At 70.6% G+C, this 19676-nt stretch carries 17 protein-coding genes; 8 read left to right on the forward strand and 9 right to left on the reverse strand.

The features are described 5' to 3' along the window. The first annotated feature begins 253 nt into the window (after window positions 1–253). Window positions 254–1138, forward strand: coding sequence for a DNA recombination protein RmuC (locus R4I43_RS01415; protein WP_407691180.1), 885 nt, complete (start codon window positions 254–256; stop codon window positions 1136–1138). Between the two features lies 1 nt (window position 1139). Here R4I43_RS01415 and R4I43_RS01420 read toward each other — a convergent pair whose 3' ends face one another. The 3 genes from R4I43_RS01420 to R4I43_RS01430 form a co-directional block, all read right to left on the reverse strand. Further along, window positions 1140–2063, reverse strand: coding sequence for an alpha/beta hydrolase (locus R4I43_RS01420; protein ID WP_324263630.1), 924 nt, complete (start codon window positions 2061–2063; stop codon window positions 1140–1142). A gap of 204 nt (window positions 2064–2267) precedes the next feature. After that, window positions 2268–3800 carry an FGGY-family carbohydrate kinase gene (locus R4I43_RS01425; RefSeq protein ID WP_324263631.1) on the reverse strand — a complete coding sequence of 511 codons (1533 nt, stop codon included), beginning with the start codon at window positions 3798–3800 and terminating at the stop codon, window positions 2268–2270. Continuing rightward, window positions 3797–5221, reverse strand: coding sequence for an L-fucose/L-arabinose isomerase family protein (locus R4I43_RS01430; protein ID WP_324263632.1), 1425 nt, complete (start codon window positions 5219–5221; stop codon window positions 3797–3799). The genes R4I43_RS01425 and R4I43_RS01430 overlap by 4 nt, the downstream gene beginning before the upstream one ends. Before the next feature lie 192 nt (window positions 5222–5413). Here R4I43_RS01430 and R4I43_RS01435 point away from each other — a divergent pair, with 192 nt between their 5' ends. Further along, window positions 5414–6406, forward strand: a complete 993-nt coding sequence (locus R4I43_RS01435) for a LacI family DNA-binding transcriptional regulator (protein WP_324263633.1) — start codon at window positions 5414–5416, stop codon at window positions 6404–6406. 82 nt (window positions 6407–6488) lie between these two features. Here R4I43_RS01435 and R4I43_RS01440 read toward each other — a convergent pair whose 3' ends face one another. The 4 genes from R4I43_RS01440 to R4I43_RS01455 form a co-directional block, all read right to left on the reverse strand. After that, window positions 6489–8834: a glycoside hydrolase family 172 protein gene (locus tag R4I43_RS01440; RefSeq protein ID WP_324263634.1), complete on the reverse strand. Its 2346-nt coding sequence runs from the start codon at window positions 8832–8834 to the stop codon at window positions 6489–6491. Window positions 8835–9274: 440 nt separating this feature from the next. Beyond that, window positions 9275–10282 (reverse strand): substrate-binding domain-containing protein, encoded by a 1008-nt coding sequence (locus R4I43_RS01445; RefSeq protein WP_324263635.1) that lies wholly within the window; start codon window positions 10280–10282, stop codon window positions 9275–9277. A gap of 24 nt (window positions 10283–10306) precedes the next feature. Beyond that, window positions 10307–11347 (reverse strand): ABC transporter permease, encoded by a 1041-nt coding sequence (locus R4I43_RS01450; protein ID WP_407691175.1) that lies wholly within the window; start codon window positions 11345–11347, stop codon window positions 10307–10309. Next, window positions 11344–12930: a sugar ABC transporter ATP-binding protein gene (locus R4I43_RS01455; RefSeq protein ID WP_324263855.1), complete on the reverse strand. Its 1587-nt coding sequence runs from the start codon at window positions 12928–12930 to the stop codon at window positions 11344–11346. The genes R4I43_RS01450 and R4I43_RS01455 overlap by 4 nt, the downstream gene beginning before the upstream one ends. 241 nt (window positions 12931–13171) lie before the next feature. Here R4I43_RS01455 and R4I43_RS01460 point away from each other — a divergent pair, with 241 nt between their 5' ends. Next, window positions 13172–14032, forward strand: coding sequence for a DUF6542 domain-containing protein (locus R4I43_RS01460; RefSeq protein WP_324263636.1), 861 nt, complete (start codon window positions 13172–13174; stop codon window positions 14030–14032). 58 nt (window positions 14033–14090) lie between these two features. Here the strand turns inward: R4I43_RS01460 and R4I43_RS01465 are convergent, their stop codons facing one another. Beyond that, window positions 14091–15119, reverse strand: coding sequence for a 4-hydroxy-3-methylbut-2-enyl diphosphate reductase (locus tag R4I43_RS01465; protein WP_324263637.1), 1029 nt, complete (start codon window positions 15117–15119; stop codon window positions 14091–14093). Window positions 15120–15281: 162 nt separating this feature from the next. Between R4I43_RS01465 and R4I43_RS01470 the strand changes: the two genes are divergently transcribed. The 4 genes from R4I43_RS01470 to R4I43_RS01485 are packed head-to-tail and all read left to right on the forward strand — an operon-like array spanning window position 15282 to window position 17636. Continuing rightward, entirely contained in the window at window positions 15282–15734 is a 453-nt protein-coding gene (locus R4I43_RS01470) for a lipid droplet-associated protein (RefSeq protein ID WP_324263638.1), read from the forward strand. Between the two features lie 16 nt (window positions 15735–15750). After that, entirely contained in the window at window positions 15751–16974 is a 1224-nt protein-coding gene (gene xseA / locus R4I43_RS01475; RefSeq protein WP_324263856.1) for an exodeoxyribonuclease VII large subunit, read from the forward strand. 15 nt (window positions 16975–16989) lie between these two features. Continuing rightward, window positions 16990–17385, forward strand: coding sequence for a hypothetical protein (locus R4I43_RS01480; protein ID WP_324263639.1), 396 nt, complete (start codon window positions 16990–16992; stop codon window positions 17383–17385). Next, window positions 17382–17636 (forward strand): exodeoxyribonuclease VII small subunit, encoded by a 255-nt coding sequence (locus R4I43_RS01485; protein ID WP_145742772.1) that lies wholly within the window; start codon window positions 17382–17384, stop codon window positions 17634–17636. Before R4I43_RS01480 ends, R4I43_RS01485 begins: the two co-directional genes overlap by 4 nt. A 118-nt stretch (window positions 17637–17754) precedes the next feature. Here R4I43_RS01485 and R4I43_RS01490 read toward each other — a convergent pair whose 3' ends face one another. After that, the gene (locus R4I43_RS01490) at window positions 17755–18348 is read right to left on the reverse strand and encodes a DUF4245 domain-containing protein (RefSeq protein ID WP_324263640.1); all 594 of its coding nucleotides are present in this window, start codon (window positions 18346–18348) and stop codon (window positions 17755–17757) included. A gap of 177 nt (window positions 18349–18525) precedes the next feature. Here R4I43_RS01490 and glpX point away from each other — a divergent pair, with 177 nt between their 5' ends. Next, a complete protein-coding gene (glpX, locus tag R4I43_RS01495; protein WP_324263641.1) occupies window positions 18526–19536 on the forward strand; it encodes a class II fructose-bisphosphatase in 1011 nt (336 codons plus the stop codon). The last annotated feature ends 140 nt before the right edge of the window (window positions 19537–19676 follow it).

Below are 19676 nucleotides of genomic sequence, written 5' to 3' on the forward strand. Positions count from 1 at the left end.
TGACGCCGTGATCACCAGCAGCGATCGAATCTCACCCGCCGGAGTGAGGTATTCGAATTTCGCGCGAAGTTCGACTGGGAAAGTTCAGGCTCGAACTTCGCGCGAAATTGAACGCCCTGCGCGCCTCCGGTGATCTTGTCGGCCGGGTCTTGGATGATTGCGGAGTTCGCTGGTTCGGGATGGAGGTCGTGTGGGCACTGGGGTGCTGGTCGCGTTCGTCGTCGTGCTGATCCTGCTGGTCGCGGCGGCGTTGATGCTGCTGTGGCGGCTGTACGGCGACAGCGCCCGGCGAGCCGACGAGGCGCTGCGGATGGTGGAGGCCGAACGGGCCCGCAGCACCGCGCAGCAGGCCGCGCTGCGCCGCTACGAGGTCGCGTTCGCCTCGATCACCGGCCGCGGCGAGCTGGGCGAGCAGGTGCTGGTGGAGACCGCGCGGTCGCTGGGGCTGCGGGAGGGGATCCACTTCACGCTGCAGACCGACCTCGCCGGCGGCGGTGCCGCGCGACCGGACATGGTGCTCGAAGTCGGTGGTGGCAGGCAGGTCCCGGTCGATTCCAAGGCCAGCCTCGCAGTGTGGGCCGAGGGGATGGAGACCGACAACGCCGAGGAGCGCGCCGACGCCCTGCGGGTGCACGTGCGCAACATCCGCTCCCGAGCGACGGAGCTGGCGAGCAAGGGCTACCAGCGCTGGGCGGACGCGATCTACGGCTCGATCATGTTCGTGCCCTCAGACGCCGCCGTCATCGCTGCCCTGGACACCGATCCGCAGCTGCTGTCGTGGCTGCTCGGCAAGCGGGTCTTCCTGTGCGGGCCGACGGGTTTCGCGGTGCTGGCGTCGGCGGCGATGTTCGCCTCGACCGAACGCACGCTCGCCGAGGACATCGAGCGGGTCCGCAGCCAGGCGGTTCGGTCGCAGCGCGCCGCCACCAACGCGGTCGACGCGGTCAACCTCTCCAGCACGCACCTGCAGCGCTTCGTCTCGGCCCGGCGCCGGGAGCTCGACGCCCTGGAGGCCTTCCGCAACTCGGTCCAGCCCCTCGCCGAGACCGCGGGGTCGGGTGACATCGCCGAGGTCCGCCGCGAGGACGACGCCTCCCTCAACGGCGCGGACCCCGCCCAGAACGGGAGTTACCACTGAGTCACACGTGGGCGCGCACGAAGGCGTCGAGGGCGTCGACGATGAGCGCGGTCTGCGGACCGTTGCCGAAGCCGTGGTCGAGGCCCTGGTAGGGGTGCATCTCGGCGGTGACGCCGTGGCTGCGCAGGGTGGCGGCGAAGTCGAGGCTCTGGTCCAGCGGCACAAGCGAGTCCGCGGTGCCCTGCTGGATCAAGAACGGGGGTTCGTCGCCGGAGACGTTGCGGGCCGGGCTGGCCGCGTCGGCGACGTCGGGGCAGTCGACCGGCATGCAGCCGAGCAGCCCGGTGATGGCGCGGCGCGCGTAGTCCTGCAGCTGCGGGTGCGCGTGCTGCGCCTCGGCGCTGAGGTCGCTGGGCCCGAACCAGTCGACGACCGCCCTGATGCCGGTGAGCCCGCCGCCGGGCTCGGCCGGATCCCCGGCGACCGCCGCGAGCTGCGAGACCAGGTGCCCGCCCGCCGACGCTCCCCAGAGCGCGACCCGGTCCGAGTCCAGGCCCCAGCGCGCGGAGTTCTGCTGCAACCAGCGCACCGCGTCGGCGACGTCGACGACCTGCGCGGGTGACCGCGCGACCCCGGTCAGCCGGTAGTCCACGGTGGCCACCGCGTAACCGCGTTCCAGCAACCGTTGCGCCGCTTGAGCTTCCGGCGCCGACCGGTCGGCGTCGAGCGTGCGCACGCCCGCGTCCCAACCGCCGCCGTGCACGTAGACGACCAGCGGCGTCGCGACGCCCCGGCGCTGCGGCAGGAACAGGTCCAGGCGCAGCGCCCCGGTGTCGCGCTGGGCGTAGACCTGGTGCCGGAACACCTGGTGCGCGCCCAGGTCCCGGACCGGTGCGGCGGGCACGACATCGGCCTCGGACCGCGAGCAACCGGTCACCACCAGCGCCACCAGCGCCAACCCGGCCGCGAGAACACGCCGTGCCACCGCGACCTCCCACGATCCCGCGCCTTGTCACCCGAAAGCGTGAGCTTAACAAGATCGTGCGACCCGCATCGGCAACCACGAGAACTCCGGTGATCGGAACCCGGATTACCGCAGTTTTCGGGGACCGGATTACCGGCGTAATCGGGGACCTGATTACGCCGGTAATCCGGGTCCCGGGGGTGGGAGGGTCCCGGTGCGGGAGGGTCAGGGCCGGTGGTCGGCTGCGTGTTGTTCGGCTGCGAGGAAGTGGGCGATGCGGGTGGTCGATTCGTAGAGGTCGCGGTAGTGGCGGTAGTAGGCCTCGTAGCGATCGGTGTTGGTGGGGGTCGGGCGGACGGTGTCGACGATCGGGTTCCAGTTGTCCGGGTCGACCGCCTCGCCCGTTCCGATGCCCGCGAGCAGGGCGTTGCCGTAGGCGGCGCCGACGGTTTCGGCGGGGATCTGCTGATCCTGGCCGGTGATGTCGGACACGATCTGGGTCCACAGCCCGCCCTGCGTGCCGCCCCCGACGGCGACCAAGCGGCGCGCCGAACCGCCCGCCTGCCCCATCGCCTCCAGGTTGTGCCGGACGCCGAAGGAGATGCCCTCCAGCGCCGCCCGGTACAGCTCGGCACGACCGTGCTCCAAGGTCAGCCCGGCCAGCACGCCGCGGGCCGACGGGTCGAAGATCGGCGTGCGCTCCCCGGCGAAGTACGGCAGCAGCAACAGCCCCCGCGCCCCCGCCGGAACCGTCGAGGCTTCCGACACCAGCTGCGCGAAGTCGCCGTCGACGAGCCCGCGCAGCCAGTCGGTGACCGCGCCGGAGGTCGCCATGCCCGCCGCCAGCGTGTAGGTGTCCGGGAAGGCGCCGCAGGTGCCCCACAGCGCCGGGTGCGGCGTGACCTCGTCGAGGACCTCGACGAAGAACATCGTGGTCCCGTACATCAGCATCACGTCACCGGCGCCGCGCACACCGACGCTGGTCGCCTCGGCCCACGCGTCGACCGTGCCCGCGGTGACCGGAAGTCCTTCCGGCAGGCCGGTTTCGGCCGCCGCCTCGGCGCCGACGCGCCCGACGACCTCGGTCGGCCAGGCCAGCTCCGGCAGCGGCAGGTCGGGCGCGACGCGCGCGGCCCACTCCGCGGACCAGTCCCGGGCCTGCAGGTCGTAGATCGGGTCGCACTGGCTCGCCGAGTGGTGGTCGAGCACGTACTCCCCGGTCAGCCGGTGCACCAGGTAGGAGCTGCACATCAGCAGCATCTCGGTGCGCCGGTAGACCTCCGGCTCGTGCTTGGCCAGCCACCGGATCTTCGGCCCGACCGCCTGGCTGGACAGCGCCGAACCGCCGCGCCGCAGGATCTCCTCGGCGCCGAGTTCGGCGGTGAGCTCGTCGATCTCCTCGGTCGCTCGGGTGTCGACGCCGTAGAGGATCGCCGGGCGCAGCGGTTTCCCGCTGCCGTCGGCGGGCAGCAGCACCGGACCGATGCCGCTCACGCCCAGCCCGGCGAGCTGGTAGCCCTCGGCGGCGGGCAGCAGTTCCCTAGTCAGCTCCAGGAAGTCCGCCCACCACACCGATTCCGGGTCGTGCTCCACCCAACCCGGGTGCGGGTGCGAGGTCTGGTGCGGTCGGCTCGCCCGCGCGACGATCTTGCCCGAGGCGTCCACCAGCACGCCCTTGGAGCTCGAGGTGCCGATGTCGATGCCGAGCAGGACCGCGCGTGAGTGCTGAAGCCGGTCCGCACCGGCTCCAGCACTCACGACCCCGACCCCCGGCTCCACTCGTCCAGTCGGATGTCCAGCTGCTCGGCCACGGCCCGCAGCGCTGCCCGGTGGTCACCGGGCACGGCGTGGATGTGGTTGGCGCCGAACTTCGACAGGAACACCTCTCCCGGCGCGTCCAGCCGCGCGAACGCGTGCGGCCACTCCGGCGTGGACTGGTCGACCAGCACCTTGTTGGTCGCCTCGTCGTAGTTCTCGAACTCGCCGAGCATCAGTTGCAGCCGGTACTCGCCGTTCTCCCTGGTCAACCGGCCCAGCGTCATCTCCCCGGGCGCCGCGATGTGCTGCACCGAGGCGCCACCGGCCGGGAAGAAGAACACCTCCGGGTAGAAGTTGACCTTCGACAGGTTCTCCCCCGGGTCGTCGCTGCGCGCCGCGTACCAGGTGGCGTGCTGGCCAGAGTTGCACAGGTCCCAGATGTCGCGGTCGGCGTGGTAGTGCCGGACGTCGGCGAACAGCACCGGAGTGCCGGAGAGCGCCTTGAACAGCTGCATCGTCAGCGCGCCGTCCATGTCGGCCTCGGTGGCGCACACGTGCGGCTGCTTGGGGCCGTTCCAGTCGTAGGGGTCGTTGAGGAACGCCTCGGTGACGTCCATCGTCGCGAAGTTCTCGGTGAGCTCGGGCTGCGCCTTGATCCCGGAGAAGTCCAGGTTGCGCTCGTCGATGATGTCCCGGATGGCCAGGTAGGAGCGGATCTGGCGTTCCAGCAGCTCAGGAGTCAGCTTGTCGCCGTCGTAGTGCACCCCGGCCGCGTGCTGCTCGATCCACTCGCGGGCCTTCTTCGCCTCGGCGCCGTCGGCCTGCTCGGCGCGCAGCACGAGTTCGTACTGGTCGATCTCCTCGACGTCGACGCCGAACTTGCGCATCCACTGGTCGGTGTTGGCCACGGCGGTGTTCATGCCCATCGGGCGTCCGCCGAAGCGGCCGAAGGTGGAGCCGTGCAGCGAGCTCACCGCCGCCGAGGCCTGCGCGTGCACGCCGATCTTGGCCGCCAGCTCGGCGTCGTCCGGCGCGCCCCAGGCGCGGGTGTGCCGGCGGCCGATCTGGTCCAGCGCACCACCGGCGGCGAGCATCCCGACCAGGCCCGGCTCGGTGGGGTCGGTGCTGGCCACCAGCACCAGCGGGCTGCGGGTGGCGTCCGCGGCCAGCATCGTGAAGTGCGGGAACGACCAGACCGCGTAGTAGAAGACGGTGACGTCCACATCGGCGGCCGCGACCTCGCGGGCAACGGAGACGGCCAGGGAGTTGGTGGCGACCAGGTCGGCGCCGACGACGACCTCGTGCCCGGCCTCCCTCAACGAGGCGACCAGAGCGTCCTGTTTGGACTGGATGAAGTCCGCGTTGCGGGCGTGCACGTGACCACGCCCGTCCGAGATGCTGACGACACCGATGCGAGCCACAGTTCCTCCAAGTTCGCTTCACAGGCGGCGTTGACTGCTGCAGAACCGGCGGTGCGCAGACGCCCGGCCGAATCCTTTGAAAACCTTGCGAACCGACGCGAGCAATCGTTTTCTCGGACGCTATTCTTGCCTGATACGGGCTGTCAAGGCGGGTGGCCCACCGTCACTCGCCCAGCGGTGAGGGAGGAAGTCGTGGCGACCATCAGCGACGTGGCGTCCCGCGCGGGAGTGTCCACGGCAACCGTCTCCCGGGCCCTCAACGGCAAGGCGACGGTCGATCCGGAACTGGCCGCGCGCGTGCTCGCCGCCGCCGAAGAACTCGGCTACCGGCCCAACGGACCGGCCCGCAACCTGCGGAAACAGGAAACCGCCGTGCTGGCGCTGATCATCTCCGACGTGGAGAACCCGTTCTTCACCGCGATCGCCCGCGGCGTGGAGGACGTCGCGCACGAGGCCGGTTACTCGCTGGTGCTGTGCAACTCCGACGACGCCCCGGCCAAGGAGCGCGAGTACGTCGACGTCGCGCTGCAGGAGCGCGTCGCCGGGGTGCTGCTCTCCCCCACCGGCAGCCCGGACACCGCCGAGCTGCTGGCCAGGCACAGCACCCCGGTGGTGGCGGTCGACCGACCGCTGCCGGGCCGCGCGAGCGACACGGTGCTGGTGGACAACCGGCTGGCCGCCAAGCACGCGACGCTGCACCTGGCCGGTCAGGGCTACGGCCGCATCGGCTGCCTCACCGGTCCCAGCGGCGTGCCCACCGCCGACGACCGGCTGGCCGGCTACCGCGACGGGATGCGCGCGGCGAAGCTGCCCGGCTCGGCCTCGCTGGTGCGGCGCTCGCGGTTCAAGGCCGACGGCGCGCAGCGGGCCGCGCACTCGATGCTCACCCAGGACGACCCGCCGGACGCGCTGCTGGTCGGCAACAGCGCGATGGCCGTCGGCGTGCTCGAGGCGTTAGCGGCCCTGCACCTCAAGCCCGGCCGGGACGTCGGCGTGGTCGCCTTCGACGACGCCCCCTGGACCACCTTGCTCGACCCGCCGCTGTCGGTGGTGGCCCAGCCCGCCTACGACATCGGCGCTCTGGCGGCCCGGCTGCTGCTCGACCGCATCGCCGGCGACCGCGCGGAAACCTCCACCACGACCCTCTCGGCGCACCTGGTCGCCCGGGGCAGCTCGACTCGCTAGAGAGCGGTTCTGCCCTGCCTCGCGCCCCTGAGCGCGAACGACGGCCCCCGGAGTTCCGCGGGAACCCGGGGGCCGTCGTCGGTCAGTTCCAGTCCGGCAGGGGGATTTGCTGCTCGGACTCGGGGCTTTGCTGCTCGGACTCGGAGGGTTGTGACGGCGTCGGCTCGCTCGGGCTCGGTTGGGTCGGGTCCTGCGGGGCCGTGGGGGCCGGTTGCGTCGGCGGCTGCGACGGAGCCGGAGGTGCCGGCGGCAGCGACGGGGCCGGTGGCAGCGACGGCGGGACCTCCGGCGGCGGCGGTCCTGTCGGGAGGCTGCGACCGGCCGGAGCTCCGTACCAGTAGGCCGTGGAGCTGTAGTCGCCCGGCTCGTCGTTGGCGGGGCCGTGCTCGATGCCCGCGACCAGTCCGTTCCGGAAGGACACCCCGTCGCCGACCATCAGCCGGTAGGCACCGGTGCAGTCGAACTGGCAACCGTCCTGGTTGACCTCGTGAGCGGGGTTGCCCGCCTGCGGCATGGAGAACGTGGTGCCGAACCGGAAGTACCAGCCGGACTCGTAGAAGTCCTCGGTGCCGGTGCCGTGCCAGGCCGGTTCCTGCGCGCCGTCGACGTAGAACCGCTCGTCGCCCTCCAGGTAGTTGCGCGGGTTCGACGCCGCCTGCCGTGTCGAGTGCGGCAGCACGCTGGCCTTGGTCTCGTTGAGCGGGATCTGGCCGCGCATGGTGTGCGAGACGCCGTAGAACGTGCCCGCACCGCCGGTGTCCACGAAGTTCCAGTCCTGGCCCGGAACCGTCGTGCCGCGCTTGTGCGTGGCGTGGAAGTGGCCGCTGCCCTCGTCGACTCCGCCGGGCCCGGTGATGACCTCGGCGGTGGCGCCCTCGATCGGCGCGCCCCCGGCGTTGACGATCTCCACCTTGGCGCTCTCGTTGAACGGCATCGGCCACCACGAGGTGTACCAGCCGTCCTGCCCGGGATCGACCGAGCTCATCATGGTGCGCACGTCGTGCTCGCCGAGGCCGGTGCCGAAGAACTCCCCGATCGGTGCGTCCACTGTGGTCTTGCCGTCGAAGGTGATGCGCAGCCGCGCGTTCTCCAGCATCGCGTCCGAGGCGGCCACCTGCTCCGGCGGGATCGCGTACCGGCCGAGCAGCTTCGAGCGCTCGAACACCGGGTTGTCGATCTGGTAGTCGTGCGCACTCTCCTCGCCCGGGTGACCGGGGCCGAGGTCGAGCACGTCGGTGCGCACCCACTCGCCGTTGACCAGGCTCTGCACGTCGTAGCGGAACTCGTTGACGTCCAGCGAGGACGAGACGAACCGGTTCTCGACGTCGATCGACGACTGCCCGGCGGTGAGCTCGGCGGGCACGTCGTGCGACTGCACGCCCCACTGGCCGGGAGCCGCCGCTCCGCTGCGCCACTCGCCGAGGACCTGGCCGTTGACCGCGAAGCTCGCGACCTGGTCGGCGACCTGCGGGTCGAACCGCCGGATCACGCGGACGCCCTGGTTGTTCGGGTCCACCCGCATCCGGAACCGGCTGCCGCCGCCCTGCCCGAAGGCCATGCCGTCGTCGACGACCTGCGGTGCCGCGGAAACCTGCGGCAGGCGCACCCGCAGCCGGTTGATCCGGGCGGGCCCGGCCACCTCGGCGGCGGTGTGCGCGCCACCGGGGCCCACGTTGAAGTCGCTGCGCACCGGGGTTCCGTCGGCGGCGTTCTTCGGGTCCGCCACGCCGAACCCCCGGAGCTTGGACAGCACGTCGGTGGCCGGGTCGGCGGGGTCGAAGGTCTCCACGCCTTCCGCGTCGGGGAAGGTCCGGTAGTTGACGTGGTAGAAGTGCGGGTTGTTGCGCACGGTCACGCGCATCGATTCGCGGAACGGCATCGGCACCTTGCTGACCACGCCGCCCGCGGCGTCGTCGGCGTTGCCGACCAGCGGCCACGCGAAGGGCGCGCCGAGCTTGCCGCTGACCACGTCGATGAACGGCGCGTCGAGGACGGTGCGGCCGTCGAGCTCGACGACGATGTTGCCGGTCGCGGTGACGTCACCCCCCGGCTCGCGGGTGCTCCACAGACCGGAGATCTCGCCCGGACCGGTGTGCTCGGCGATCACGCAGCCCTGCTCGGATTCGCGCAGGCACGAGTAGGTGCCGTCGAAGCCGTCGTTGTTCCCGCCGGACCGGTCGTAGCTGGAGAACTGCCGGGATTGCTCGTTGCCGCGCAGCCGCGGCATGCCGTCGAGGTCTCGGAAGGAGTCCCAGCCGACCTGGCCCTTGCTGGGCGGTGCCGGTTGCTGGGCGTGGGCTCGGACGCTCGCGAACCCGGCGTCGGCGACCACCGCGGCAGCGGCGAGCGAGAAGACACCCAGGTAGGCGGTGAGCCGGCGGGACCGCCGGCGGGCGTCGCTGCGCGACGGTGCGGAGCGTTCTGTCATCGTGGTCGCCCTCCCGTGCGGACAGCACTGTCCACAGCAGACAGTGCTGCCGCTGATTCCGGTTCCGGTGAAACGTGATGCGCTCTAATTAGGTGGTTTCCAACCGACGCGGACCCGGCAAGATCTCAAAGCGCGATCTAGCGCAGCGTAAGAAATGCCCTCCCGGACGGCAACCAAAAGCGGACGCGGAATAGTCTTCGATGCGCGAATTCACTCAATGAGATGATCTCTGGTGCGCAACCGTAACGACAGCCGCCAACCAGGTGTTTTTGGTTGTCAGGCAGTGAAATTCAGCTGATCCGCTGGTGGATCGAACCAGTTCCGCAGCATTGGCGCAGCGCGAAAACGCCGCAGCGCTGACAACGAGCGCTGCGGCGGGATTCGAGCGAAGTGGAACGCGGGGCTCTCCGATCAGCGGGAAAAGACCGGCTTTCGCGTCTCTAACCCTGGTTGAGCCGGGTGTAGACCTCGGCCGCGTTGTCCTTCGTGATCAGTTCGGTCCCAAGGGTCTGCGACTTGGGCACCTCCTGGCAGTCGACGAGCAGCTTCTTGGCCGCCTCGACCGCTTCCGCGCCCCCGGTCGGGTAGAGGTTGGTGGCCTGCAGGCGGCCCTCCTCCACGGCCTTGATGCCGCCGGAGGGGATCGGGAGCCCGTCTATGCCCACGAACTTCAGGTCCGGGCGGTTGGCGGCTTGGGCGGCCAGCCAGGCGCCTTCGGCCATCGGGTCGTTCTGCGAGTACACGGCCTGGATGTCCGGGTGGGCCTTGAGCAGCGCGTCCATCTTCTGCTGGCCGACCGAGCGCTCCCACTCGCCGTCGGCGGTGGCCACGATCTCGATCTTCGAGCCCGCGATGCCCTGCTTGAAGCCCTCTTCCCGCTCAGCCGCCGGGGTCGAGCCGGACAGGCCCTTGATCTGCACGATCTTGCCGCCCTGCGGCAGCAGCGTGTTCTTGAAGAACTCGCCCGCCTGCTTGCCGATGGCGACGTTGTCCGCGCCGATGTAGGAGGTGTAGGCGTCGCCGTCGACCTTGCGGTCCAGCACCACCACCGGGATGCCCTGGTTGTAGGCCTTGCGGACCACGTCGGTCAGCGGCGCGGCCTCGTTCGGCGAGATCATCAGCAGGTCGACCTTCTTGGTCATGAAGTTCTCGACGTCGGTGACCTGCTTGGAGTTGTCCTTCGCCGCGTCGGAGAACTGCACCTCCTCGAACTGCGGGACCTTCTGCGCGGCCTTGCGGATGTCGTCGTCCATCCGCACCCGGTAGGGCTCGGCGAGGTTCGCCTGGCTCATCCCGATCGTGTACTTGCCGTTGGGCCCCTTGCAGTTCTGCGTCGGGTTCTGCGGCTGGACCTGGCCGGTGTTCTCGCTGGTGGTCCCGCAACCGGCGGCGGCGAACGCGACCGCGGCGCACGTGATGGCGACCAAGGACTTCGTTGTCTTGCGCATCGTGCTCCCTTCGGGGAATCTCCCTCACGCCGTGGGACGCAGGCGCTGCAGCGCCGCAGCCGCGACGATCACCAGTCCTTTGATGAGCAGTTGCAGATCGGTGTTGACGCTGTTGAGGCTCAGGATGTTGTTGAGGATGCCGAGCAGCAGAGCACCGGCGATGGTGCCGATCACCGAGCCCCGGCCACCGGCCAGGCTCGTGCCACCGACGACCACCGCGGCGATTCCGTCCAGCTCGTAGGCGGTTCCGTCGTTGGGACTGCCCGCGTTGAGCTGTCCGGCGTGCACGATTCCGGCCAGGGCGGCGCAGAACCCCGCGATGACGAAGGCGATGATCTTGACCCGGTTCACCGGCACACCCGAAAGCCGAGCCGCCTTCTCGTTTCCGCCGATCGCGTACAGGTGCCGGGAGTAGGCGCTGGAGCGCAGGAACAGGATCGCGAGCACGGCCACGGCGGCGAAGATCAGCGCCGGGATCGGCACCACGCCGCCGAAGGTCCGCTCGCCCAGCAGCGAGAACAGCATCGGGGCCTGACCCGGGCCGTCGCCGTAGGAGATCTGCACGGTCTCGCCGCCCGACCACATGCGCGCCAGTCCGCGCGCGATCTGCAGCCCGGCGAGGGTGACGATGAAGGCCTGCACCCCCAGCAGCGCCACGGCGGCGCCCTGCAGGAACCCGAAGACGATTCCGGCCAGCAGCACCACGGCAACCGTGGCCCACACGCCGTAACCGCTGTTGACCATGAGCACGGCCGAGCCGACCGCCGCCAGCCCCAGCACCGAACCGACCGACAGGTCGATCCCGCCGATGAGGATCACGAAGGTCAGCCCGATCGCGATGATGCCGATCTCGGAGACCGCGCGCACGATGTTGAACAGGTTGTCGCTGGTCAGGAACAGGATCTGGCCGTCGTTGCGGGGCGAGAAGATCACCGCCGCGATGAACACCGCGACCAGGCCGAAGAAACTCTGGAACTTGAACAGGGTCTCGACGGTGTCGGCCCGCTTGGAACGCTGCGCGGGCAGGTCCGAGGGCACGGGCCGCTGCTCCGTCTGATTGCTCAATTCGCACCTCCCCCGGTGCTCTGCCTGGTGCCGACCGCCGGCCCCGGTCGATTCCCGTCCCGCTCACCCATCGCGGCCGCCAGGAGCTCGGCTTCCCCGGCGTTCGCGGTGTCGAACTCGGCGACGCTGCGACCGGCGCGTAGCACGACCACCCGGTGGCACACCCCCACCAGCTCGGGGAGTTCCGAGGAGGCCAGCAGCACGCCGATTCCGCGACCGGCGATCTCCGAGAGCAGCTGGTAGATCTCGGCCTTCGCGCCGATGTCCACCCCCCGCGTCGGATCGTCGAGCAGCAGCAGTCTGGGCTCGGTGAGCAGCATGCGCCCGAAGACGACCTTCTGCTGGTTGCCACCGGAAAGGGTGCCCACCGCGTCGGAGATGCGGTCGAGCTTGACCTTGAGCTGCTCGACGCTGCGCTGGGTCGCGGTGAGTTCGGACTTGCGGCGCACCAGCCCGGCGACGCCGAGCCGGTCGAGCACCGAGATCACCGTGTTGGCGGTGACCGAGTGCCCGAGCACCAGCCCCGAGCTGCGCCGGTCCTCCGGGACGAAGGCGATCCCCGAACGCAGCGCACGGCGCGGACCCCTCGGCCGCACCGGTCGTCCGTCCAGGGTGACCTCGCCTTCCCACGTCCCCGGCGATCCGTCGCCGTAGAGCGTCTCCAGCAGCTCGGTCCGGCCGGCGCCGAGCAGCCCGCACAGGCCGACGATCTCGCCCCTGCGCACGGTCAGGTCGACGCCGTCGGGCTCGCGCCTGCCGACCCGCGTGCGGTGGGGGTGGACCGCGAAACCCTTGACGCGCAGCAGTTCTTCGCCGACGTCGGCGGTCCGGGAGCGGAAGCGGGTCTGCACCGAGCGGCCCACCATCGCCTCCGCGGCTTCCTCCGCGGTCATCTCCTGGGCGTCGAACTCGGCGACCTTGCAGCCGTTGCGCAGCACGGTGGCGCGGTCGGCGACCTGGCCGATCTCGTCCATCCGGTGCGAGATGTAGACGATGCCGGTGCCGGCGCGACGCATCTCGCCGATGACGGCGAACAGCCGCTCGACCTCCGTTGTGGACAGTGCGGAGGTCGGCTCGTCCATGATCAGCACCTTGGCGTCCAGCGCCAGGGCGCGGGCGATGGTGACCAGCTGCTGCTCGCCGACCCGCAGTTCGCCGACCGGGCGGTTGGGGTCGAGGTCGATCCCGGTGCGCCGCAGCAACTCCCGGGTCCGCTCGGACATCGCGCGCCGGTCGACCACGCCCAGCCGGGTGCGCGGTTCGCGTCCCAAATGGAGGTTCTCGGCGACGCTCAGCCCGGGAACCAGGTCGAGCTCCTGGTGGATCATCGCGATGCCCGCGTGCTGGGCGTCCGCCGGTTTTCCGAACTGGACCGGGTGACCCTCGATGGTGATCTGACCGGTGTGGTCGGTGATGTCGCCGGAGAGAACCTTCATCAGGGTGCTCTTGCCCGCCCCGTTCTCGCCGAGCAGGGCGTGCACCTCGCCGCCGCGAATCACGAGGTCAACGCCGTCGCAGGCGAGCACACCGCCGTAGCGCTTGCTGATGCCGGCCATGTCGACCAGCGGTTGAGCCGTGTTCATCCCGACCCCCGTCTCGTCACTCACGCAGGCGAGAAAACGATTGCTCGGACGCTAAGGTCGCCGCGTTCCCTGTGTCAAGGCTCACACGCTCGACCGGGCCACACGGCATCCATTTGGCTGCACGAAGATCACGCGGCGATCACGGCGCGTTGTGCACGACCCATCACCCGACGTGGAGTAACGAGCCCGTTCCACCAGACCGCTCTCGCACTGAGGTACTGGACCGTTACCGTTGGGGATTGTGACCGCGATCCGCGAGAGCCAGAGCGCTTCAACTACCGGTAATGGCGCGCCCGAGTGGGCTGCGCGCTCCGCGTTCAGCACCCAAGGGGTGCCGCTGTGGGGCGCCGTGTTGCTGGCTGCCGTCCCGACCGCGATCGGCACCGTGCTGGACACGCTGATCTGGAAACAACCCGGATTCATCTTCAAGACGGCCTTCTTCCTCGGTTGTCTCGCCGCGGTCCTGCTGGTGCAGCGGCGGAGCGTGTTCGGTCCGATGGTGCAGCCACCGCTAGTCCTCGGCATCGTGATGCCGGTTCTGGTGCTGCTCACCGGCGCGGGCAGCACCTCGGGCGCGGGCCTGGCCGGCAAGGCGCTGTCGGTCGCGCGTCCGCTGATCACCAGCTTCCCGATCATGGCCGGGGCCACCGCGGTCGCGCTCGGCATCGGGCTGCTCCGGATGTTCGTCACGCAGAAGGCCGAGACCGACGACGACTTCGACCTCGGGGTCGACCCGGACGCCAAGACCAAGAAGGCGCGTCCGGTCCCGCCGCCGCGCAAGAAGCCGGCCCGCGACGAGGAACCGCGCAAGCGCCCCTCCGGCGACCGCAAGCCGCGCGGTGACGCGCGCAAGCCCAGCGACGACGGTCGCGGCGGCGAGCGGCGGGCCGAGGGCAGGCAGCCCCGCGGCACCGGGCCGCGCGAAGCCCAGGGCCGCCCGAAGGGCGACGCCCCGCGGCGCGACGTGCCGCCGACCGGACGCCCCCGCCCCGCCAACGACCCGCGCGCAGGAGGGCCCCGTCCGCCGCGCCAGGGCGCCCCAGGACGGCCCAGGCCGCCGGAACCGCCACCGGGTGGCCGCCCCCGCCGCCCAGGCCGTTAGAACGCGAAAAAGCCGCCCGGCTCCGGAGTTCGGAGCCGGGCGGCTTCTTCTTGAAGCGTCAGCGCACGGACTTGGGGTTGTCCTTGTTCTCGTCGAGGTCCTTGCGGAGCTCGCGCGGGAGGGCGAAGGTGACCTTCTCGTTGGCCGTGGTGACCTCCTCGACGTCACCCCAGCCGCGCTCGGCGAGGTAGTCCAGGACCTGCAGCACCAGCACGTCCGGGACCGAGGCGCCGCTGGTGACGCCGACCGTGTCCACGCCCTCCAGCCAGGCCTCGTCGATCTGCGAGGCGTAGTCGATCAGGTGCGAGGCGGAGGCACCGGCCTGCAGCGCCACCTCGACCAGGCGCTTGGAGTTCGAGGAGTTCTGCGAGCCGACCACGATCACCAGGTCGCACTGCGGGGCCATCACCTTGACCGCCTGCTGGCGGTTGGAGGTGGCGTAGCAGATGTCGTCGCTCGGCGGCGCCTGCAGCGTCGGGAACTTCTCGGTGAGCTGGTCGACGCGCTCCATCGTCTCGTCGACGCTGAGGGTGGTCTGCGACAGCCAGACGACCTTGTTCGGGTCGCGGACCTGCACCTTGTCGACGTCCTCGGGCTTGTCCACCAGCTGCACCCGCTCGGGTGCCTCACCGGCGGTGCCCTCGACCTCCTCGTGGCCCTCGTGGCCGATCAGCAGGATGTCGTAGTCGTCGCGCGCGAAGCGGTTGACCTCCTTGTGCACCTTCGTCACCAGCGGGCAGGTGGCGTCGATGGTGCGCAGGTTGCGCTCCTCGGCCTCCTGGTGGACGGCCGGGGACACGCCGTGCGCGGAGAACACCACGAGGGCGCCCTCCGGCACCTCGTCGGTCTCGTCGACGAAGATCACGCCGCGCTCGGTCAGGGTGTCCACCACGTGCCGGTTGTGCACGATCTCCTTGCGGACGTAGACGGGCGGGCCGTAGGTCTCCAACGCCTTCTCGACGGTGATGACAGCGCGGTCGACACCCGCGCAGTACCCACGGGGCTTGGCCAGCAGGACCCGCTTGGTCCGGCCGGCGTCGTCAACGGGGTCGGTTTCGCGGTCACGGGCCTCAGGCGTGGTCGTCATGCCACCAAGGGTACGGATCCGCGCCCGCCCGCTCTGCCTCCGGTCGGTGCTCGCTGTCACTCCTTCGAGGGGCGCATTCGCGCTCCTCCGGACGCCGGTCCTGGGTCACATTCCGACCTCGAACTGATGGCCTGGCGAGCACTTCTGGGGCAGGCTGGGCGCATGTCAGAGTTCCCCCTGCCGGTGCGGGTGGCGGCCGGCCTGGCGGCGACCGCCGTCGAACAGGCCCGCTCGCTGCCCGCCACCCTCCTGGGCCTGCCCGTGACCGTGGCCAGCCAGACGCTGCAGGCGTCGATGCGCGTCCAGCAGCACATCACCGAGCTCGCGATCAAGGGCGACGAGGCGCTGTCGGTGCTGCGCACGCCCGAGGAGCAGCCGTCCTGGGCGACCTTCGACGAGGACACCATCCCCGAACCTGTCCCGGAAGCGGAGCCGCAGGAGAGCTCGCTGCTCGCCGACTACGACGAGTTGAGCCTGCCCCAGCTGCGCGGTCGCCTACGCTCGTACACCGAAGACGATCTCACCGAACTGCTCGCCCACGAGGAGCGCAACGCCCAGCGCCCGGACTACCTCCGGATGCTGCGCAACCGCCTCACCCGCCTCCGCGAGCAGTAGAAGCCGAGGAGGAACGCTGACTTCGCCGACTAGTGCGGAAGAACCGTGGCCGGTGCGGACGGTGGCGCGCAAGATCGCCGACTGGATCAACCGGCTCGGGCAGATCTGGGTAGAAGGGCAGATCACCCAGATCTCGATGCGGTCCGGCGCCCAGACGGCGTTCCTGACGCTGCGCGACACGTCCGCGGACGTGTCGTTGACCCTGACCTGCTCGTCGTCGCTGCTGCGCAAGATGGACCCGCCGCTGACCGACGGCAGCCGGGTCGTGGTGCACGGCAAGCCGACGTTCTTCGTCGGTCGCGGCACGCTGAGCCTGCGGGTCGACGAGATCCGGGCGGTCGGCATCGGTGAACTGCTGGCCCGCATCGAACGGCTCCGCCAGCTACTCAAGGCCGAGGGCCTGTTCGACCCGGCGCGCAAGCGGCCGCTGCCGTTCCTGCCGAACCGGGTCGGGCTGATCACCGGCCGCGCCTCGGCCGCCGAGCACGACGTGCTGACCAACGCGCAGCTGCGCTGGCCCGCGGTGCAGTTCGAGATCCGCAACGTCGCCGTGCAGGGCACCAGCGCGGTGCCGCAGATCCTGCCCGCGCTGGAGGAGCTCGACCGGAGGCCCGAGGTCGACGTGATCGTGCTGGCGCGCGGCGGCGGCAGCGTCGAGGACCTGCTGCCGTTCTCCGACGAGGCGCTGTGCCGCGCGGTCGCGGCCTGCAAGACCCCGGTGATCAGCGCGATCGGGCACGAACCGGACTCGCCGCTGCTCGACCACGTCGCCGATGTGCGCTGTTCCACACCCACCGGTGCCGGCAAGCGGGTGGTGCCCGACGTGGCCGAGGAGGGTCAGCGCATCCGGCAGCTGCGCGACCGGGCGCGGCGAGCGCTGCACGGCTGGGTGGATCGCGAACGCAGGCTGCTTGACCAGCTGCGCAGCCGGCCCGTGCTGGCCGACCCGCACGGGCCGCTGCAGCAGCGCTCCGAGCAGGTCGGGATGCTGCGCGAACGCTCCCGGCGGGCGATGAGCGCGGTGCTCACCGCGGAGGGGCACGCGTTGAGCGCGACTCGATCACGCTTGACGACCCTGGGCCCTGCGGCCACTCTGGCTCGTGGATACGCGATCGTGCAGCGCATCGAGGAGACCGACGAGGTCGACGGCGTGCTGCGCTCCGTCGACGACGCGCCTGCGGGCACCCGGCTGCGGGTGCGGGTCGCCGACGGCGCGGTCCACGCCGTCGTACCTGACTGACCAAGGACTTCCCACGTGCACCCGAAGCAGGAGCCCTCGTTTCTCCCCCTCACCGTGGGCGCCGCGCGCAGCGCTGAGCGGGCGGGCGCGGTCCGGCGCTGCGCCGAGGCCGCCGAGGTCACGGCCGAGGGCACGTGGGCGGCGCTGCTCGGCGGGTGCGACTCGGCGGAGCGCAAGGACCTGCCCGGACGGCTGCGCGCCCTGATCGACGCGACCTCCGGGTACGTGGGCCCCGCCTGGTGGGAGGCGTCGGCCCACCGACGTAGGGTCGCGGAGGCGCAGTTGCGCATCAACGACGCGGTGCGCGAAGGCGACGGTGCCGAGTTCGCCGAGGCGTTCGTCGGCTACGACCAGGCGATCGCCACCGCGGTGGTGTCCGTGCGAGCGAATGTGGAGAGCCCTACCCCGTGACCGAGAACCAGCAGGACGAGCACTTCGACCCGGTCGCCGAGCACCCGGAGGTCGCCGAGCTCGGGTACGAGGCCGCCCGCGACCAGCTGGCCGAGGTCGTCAAGCAGCTGGAGGCGGGCGGGTTGTCCCTGGAGGACTCGCTGGCCCTGTGGGAGAAGGGCGAAGCCCTGGCCGCGGTCTGCGAACGCCACCTCGCCGGCGCCCGGGAGCGGGTCGAACGAGCCCTCGCCTCGGTCGAAGACGACAGCTGAGACCCCCTCACCAGGCCTTTTCGAATTTCGCGCGAAGTTCGAGTCCCGAAGTTCCGACTCGAATTTCGCGCGAAATTCGAAGGTCCTCACCCGGGCGGGTGACTTGGCGGGCGCGGGGTCAGCTGACCTTGGGGGCGCTCAGCGCCGCTTCGGCGAGGGTCTTGAACTCGGCTTCGCCGCCATTTCCGGTGATCAGCAGCCGGACGCCGTCGCGCTCGGACACCCACGCCTGCTCGTCGCGAACGCCCTGGTAGCGGACCCACTGGCGGCCTCCGGCCTCGACGGTGCCCAGGGCTTGCGGCGGCAGCTTCGTCTCACCGGTGACCAGCTCCTCCTCGGCGGCGGTGGACTGCGCCAGCCGCAGGTAGTGCGCGTCCCCTGTCAGCCAGCCGACCCGGACCACCTCGGTGTGCGAGGGCAGCGTGGTGCTGTTGCTGGAGTTGGCCCGCCAGCTCGGCGGCAGCTGCGGCTCGACGACCGGGAAGTCCACACCGGCCGCCGCGTCGTGCAGCTCGGCGGGGACGTTGACCGTCGGCACCGATCCGCTGTCGACGGTCGGGCCGGTCGGGGTGAACGAGCACTGCGTGAAGAGACCGGCGACGCCGAACGAGACCAGCACCAGCGGCAGGATGGCGAACAGCATCGCCGACATCGTCCGGGGCGGGCGGGACGGAGCCGGTTGCTGGTTGCGGGGTTCAGCCACGGCACCCATGCTCTCACCGGTAGCACCGCAGCTCAGCGGGTAGGGCCAGAGGGAGTGGGCTGCCCCACGCGAGTGATCCCCGAACCCCGATGATCTGGGAAGATCGCAGCCAACATGCCTGAGCGCGGGGCCTTTTCCCGCCGGACTCGGGCGGTACCGACGATGCCTCACAACGGGGAGGGCGCGATGACGCAACGACACCCGGAAGCACCCGATCGCAACCTGGCGATGGAACTGGTCCGCGTGACCGAGGCCGCCGCGATGGCCGGTGGCCGCTGGGTCGGCCGCGGCGACAAGAACGCGGGTGACGGAGCCGCGGTGGATGCCATGCGCAAGCTCATCGGCACGGTGTCGATGCGCGGTGTGGTGGTCATCGGCGAGGGCGAGAAGGACGAAGCCCCGATGCTCTACAACGGCGAGGAGGTCGGCAACGGGGAGGGCCCGGAGGTCGACGTCGCCGTGGACCCCATCGATGGAACGACGCTGCTCAGCAAGGGCATGCCGAACGCGCTGGCGGTGCTGGCGGTGTCCGAGCGCGGCACCATGTTCGACCCGTCCGCGGTGTTCTACATGGAGAAGATGGCCGTCGGCCCGGAGGCCGCGGGCGTCATCGACATCAGCGCCCCGATCGCCGAGAACGTCCGCCGCGTGGCCAAGGCCAAGCAGGTCGACGTCTCCGACGTCACGGTGTGCGTGCTGGACCGGCCGCGCCACGAGCAGATCGTCAAGGAGGTGCGCGAGGCCGGTGCCCGCGTGCAGTTCATCTCCGACGGCGACGTGGCGGGCGCGATCGCGGCGGCCCGCCCGAACAGCGGCGTGGACATGCTGCTGGGCATCGGCGGCACCCCGGAGGGCATCATCGCGGCGTGCGCGCTGAAGTGCCTCGACGGTGAGATCCAGGGCCGGTTGTGGCCGCGCGACGACGAGGAGCGGGCGAAGCTGCGCGAGGCGGGCCACGACCCGAACCAGGTGCTGACCACTTCGGACCTGGTGCGCGGCGACAACATGTTCTTCGTGGCCACCGGCATCACCGACGGCGCGCTGCTGCGCGGCGTGCACTACCGCGCCGACCGGTGCACCACGCAGTCCATCGTGATGCGCTCGAAGTCGGGCACGACGCGCGTCGTCGACGCCTCGCACAAGCTGACCAAGCTGCGCGAGTACGCCGACGTGGACCTCGGTTCGGCTGGCGAGTAGTCGTCCCGATCGGGAAACCGGGAAAATCCCCCTGAACCGGTCTTGATCAGGGCGGTGACCTGCGGATATTCCGCTGGTCACCGCCCTTTTCACGGTCGGCCTACCACCTTCGTCGGTACGCCCGGCTGAGCGGCGCCGTT

The organism is Saccharopolyspora mangrovi, from assembly GCF_035320975.1.
In the GTDB taxonomy this organism is placed as follows: Bacteria; Actinomycetota; Actinomycetes; order Mycobacteriales; family Pseudonocardiaceae; genus Saccharopolyspora; species Saccharopolyspora mangrovi.

What these genes read in the sequence shown, in the direction of transcription:
- R4I43_RS01445 (WP_324263635.1), bottom strand. Translation starts at nt 10,282, where the DNA reads ATGCGCAAGACAACGAAGTCCTTGGTCGCCATCACGTGCGCCGCGGTC.
- R4I43_RS01465 (WP_324263637.1), bottom strand. Translation starts at nt 15,119, where the DNA reads ATGACGACCACGCCTGAGGCCCGTGACCGCGAAACCGACCCCGTTGAC.
- R4I43_RS01440 (WP_324263634.1), bottom strand. Translation starts at nt 8,834, where the DNA reads ATGACAGAACGCTCCGCACCGTCGCGCAGCGACGCCCGCCGGCGGTCC.
- glpX (WP_324263641.1), top strand. Translation starts at nt 18,526, where the DNA reads ATGACGCAACGACACCCGGAAGCACCCGATCGCAACCTGGCGATGGAA.
- R4I43_RS01470 (WP_324263638.1), top strand. Translation starts at nt 15,282, where the DNA reads ATGTCAGAGTTCCCCCTGCCGGTGCGGGTGGCGGCCGGCCTGGCGGCG.
- R4I43_RS01490 (WP_324263640.1), bottom strand. Translation starts at nt 18,348, where the DNA reads ATGGGTGCCGTGGCTGAACCCCGCAACCAGCAACCGGCTCCGTCCCGC.
- R4I43_RS01415 (WP_407691180.1), top strand. Translation starts at nt 254, where the DNA reads ATGCTGCTGTGGCGGCTGTACGGCGACAGCGCCCGGCGAGCCGACGAG.
- R4I43_RS01455 (WP_324263855.1), bottom strand. Translation starts at nt 12,930, where the DNA reads ATGAACACGGCTCAACCGCTGGTCGACATGGCCGGCATCAGCAAGCGC.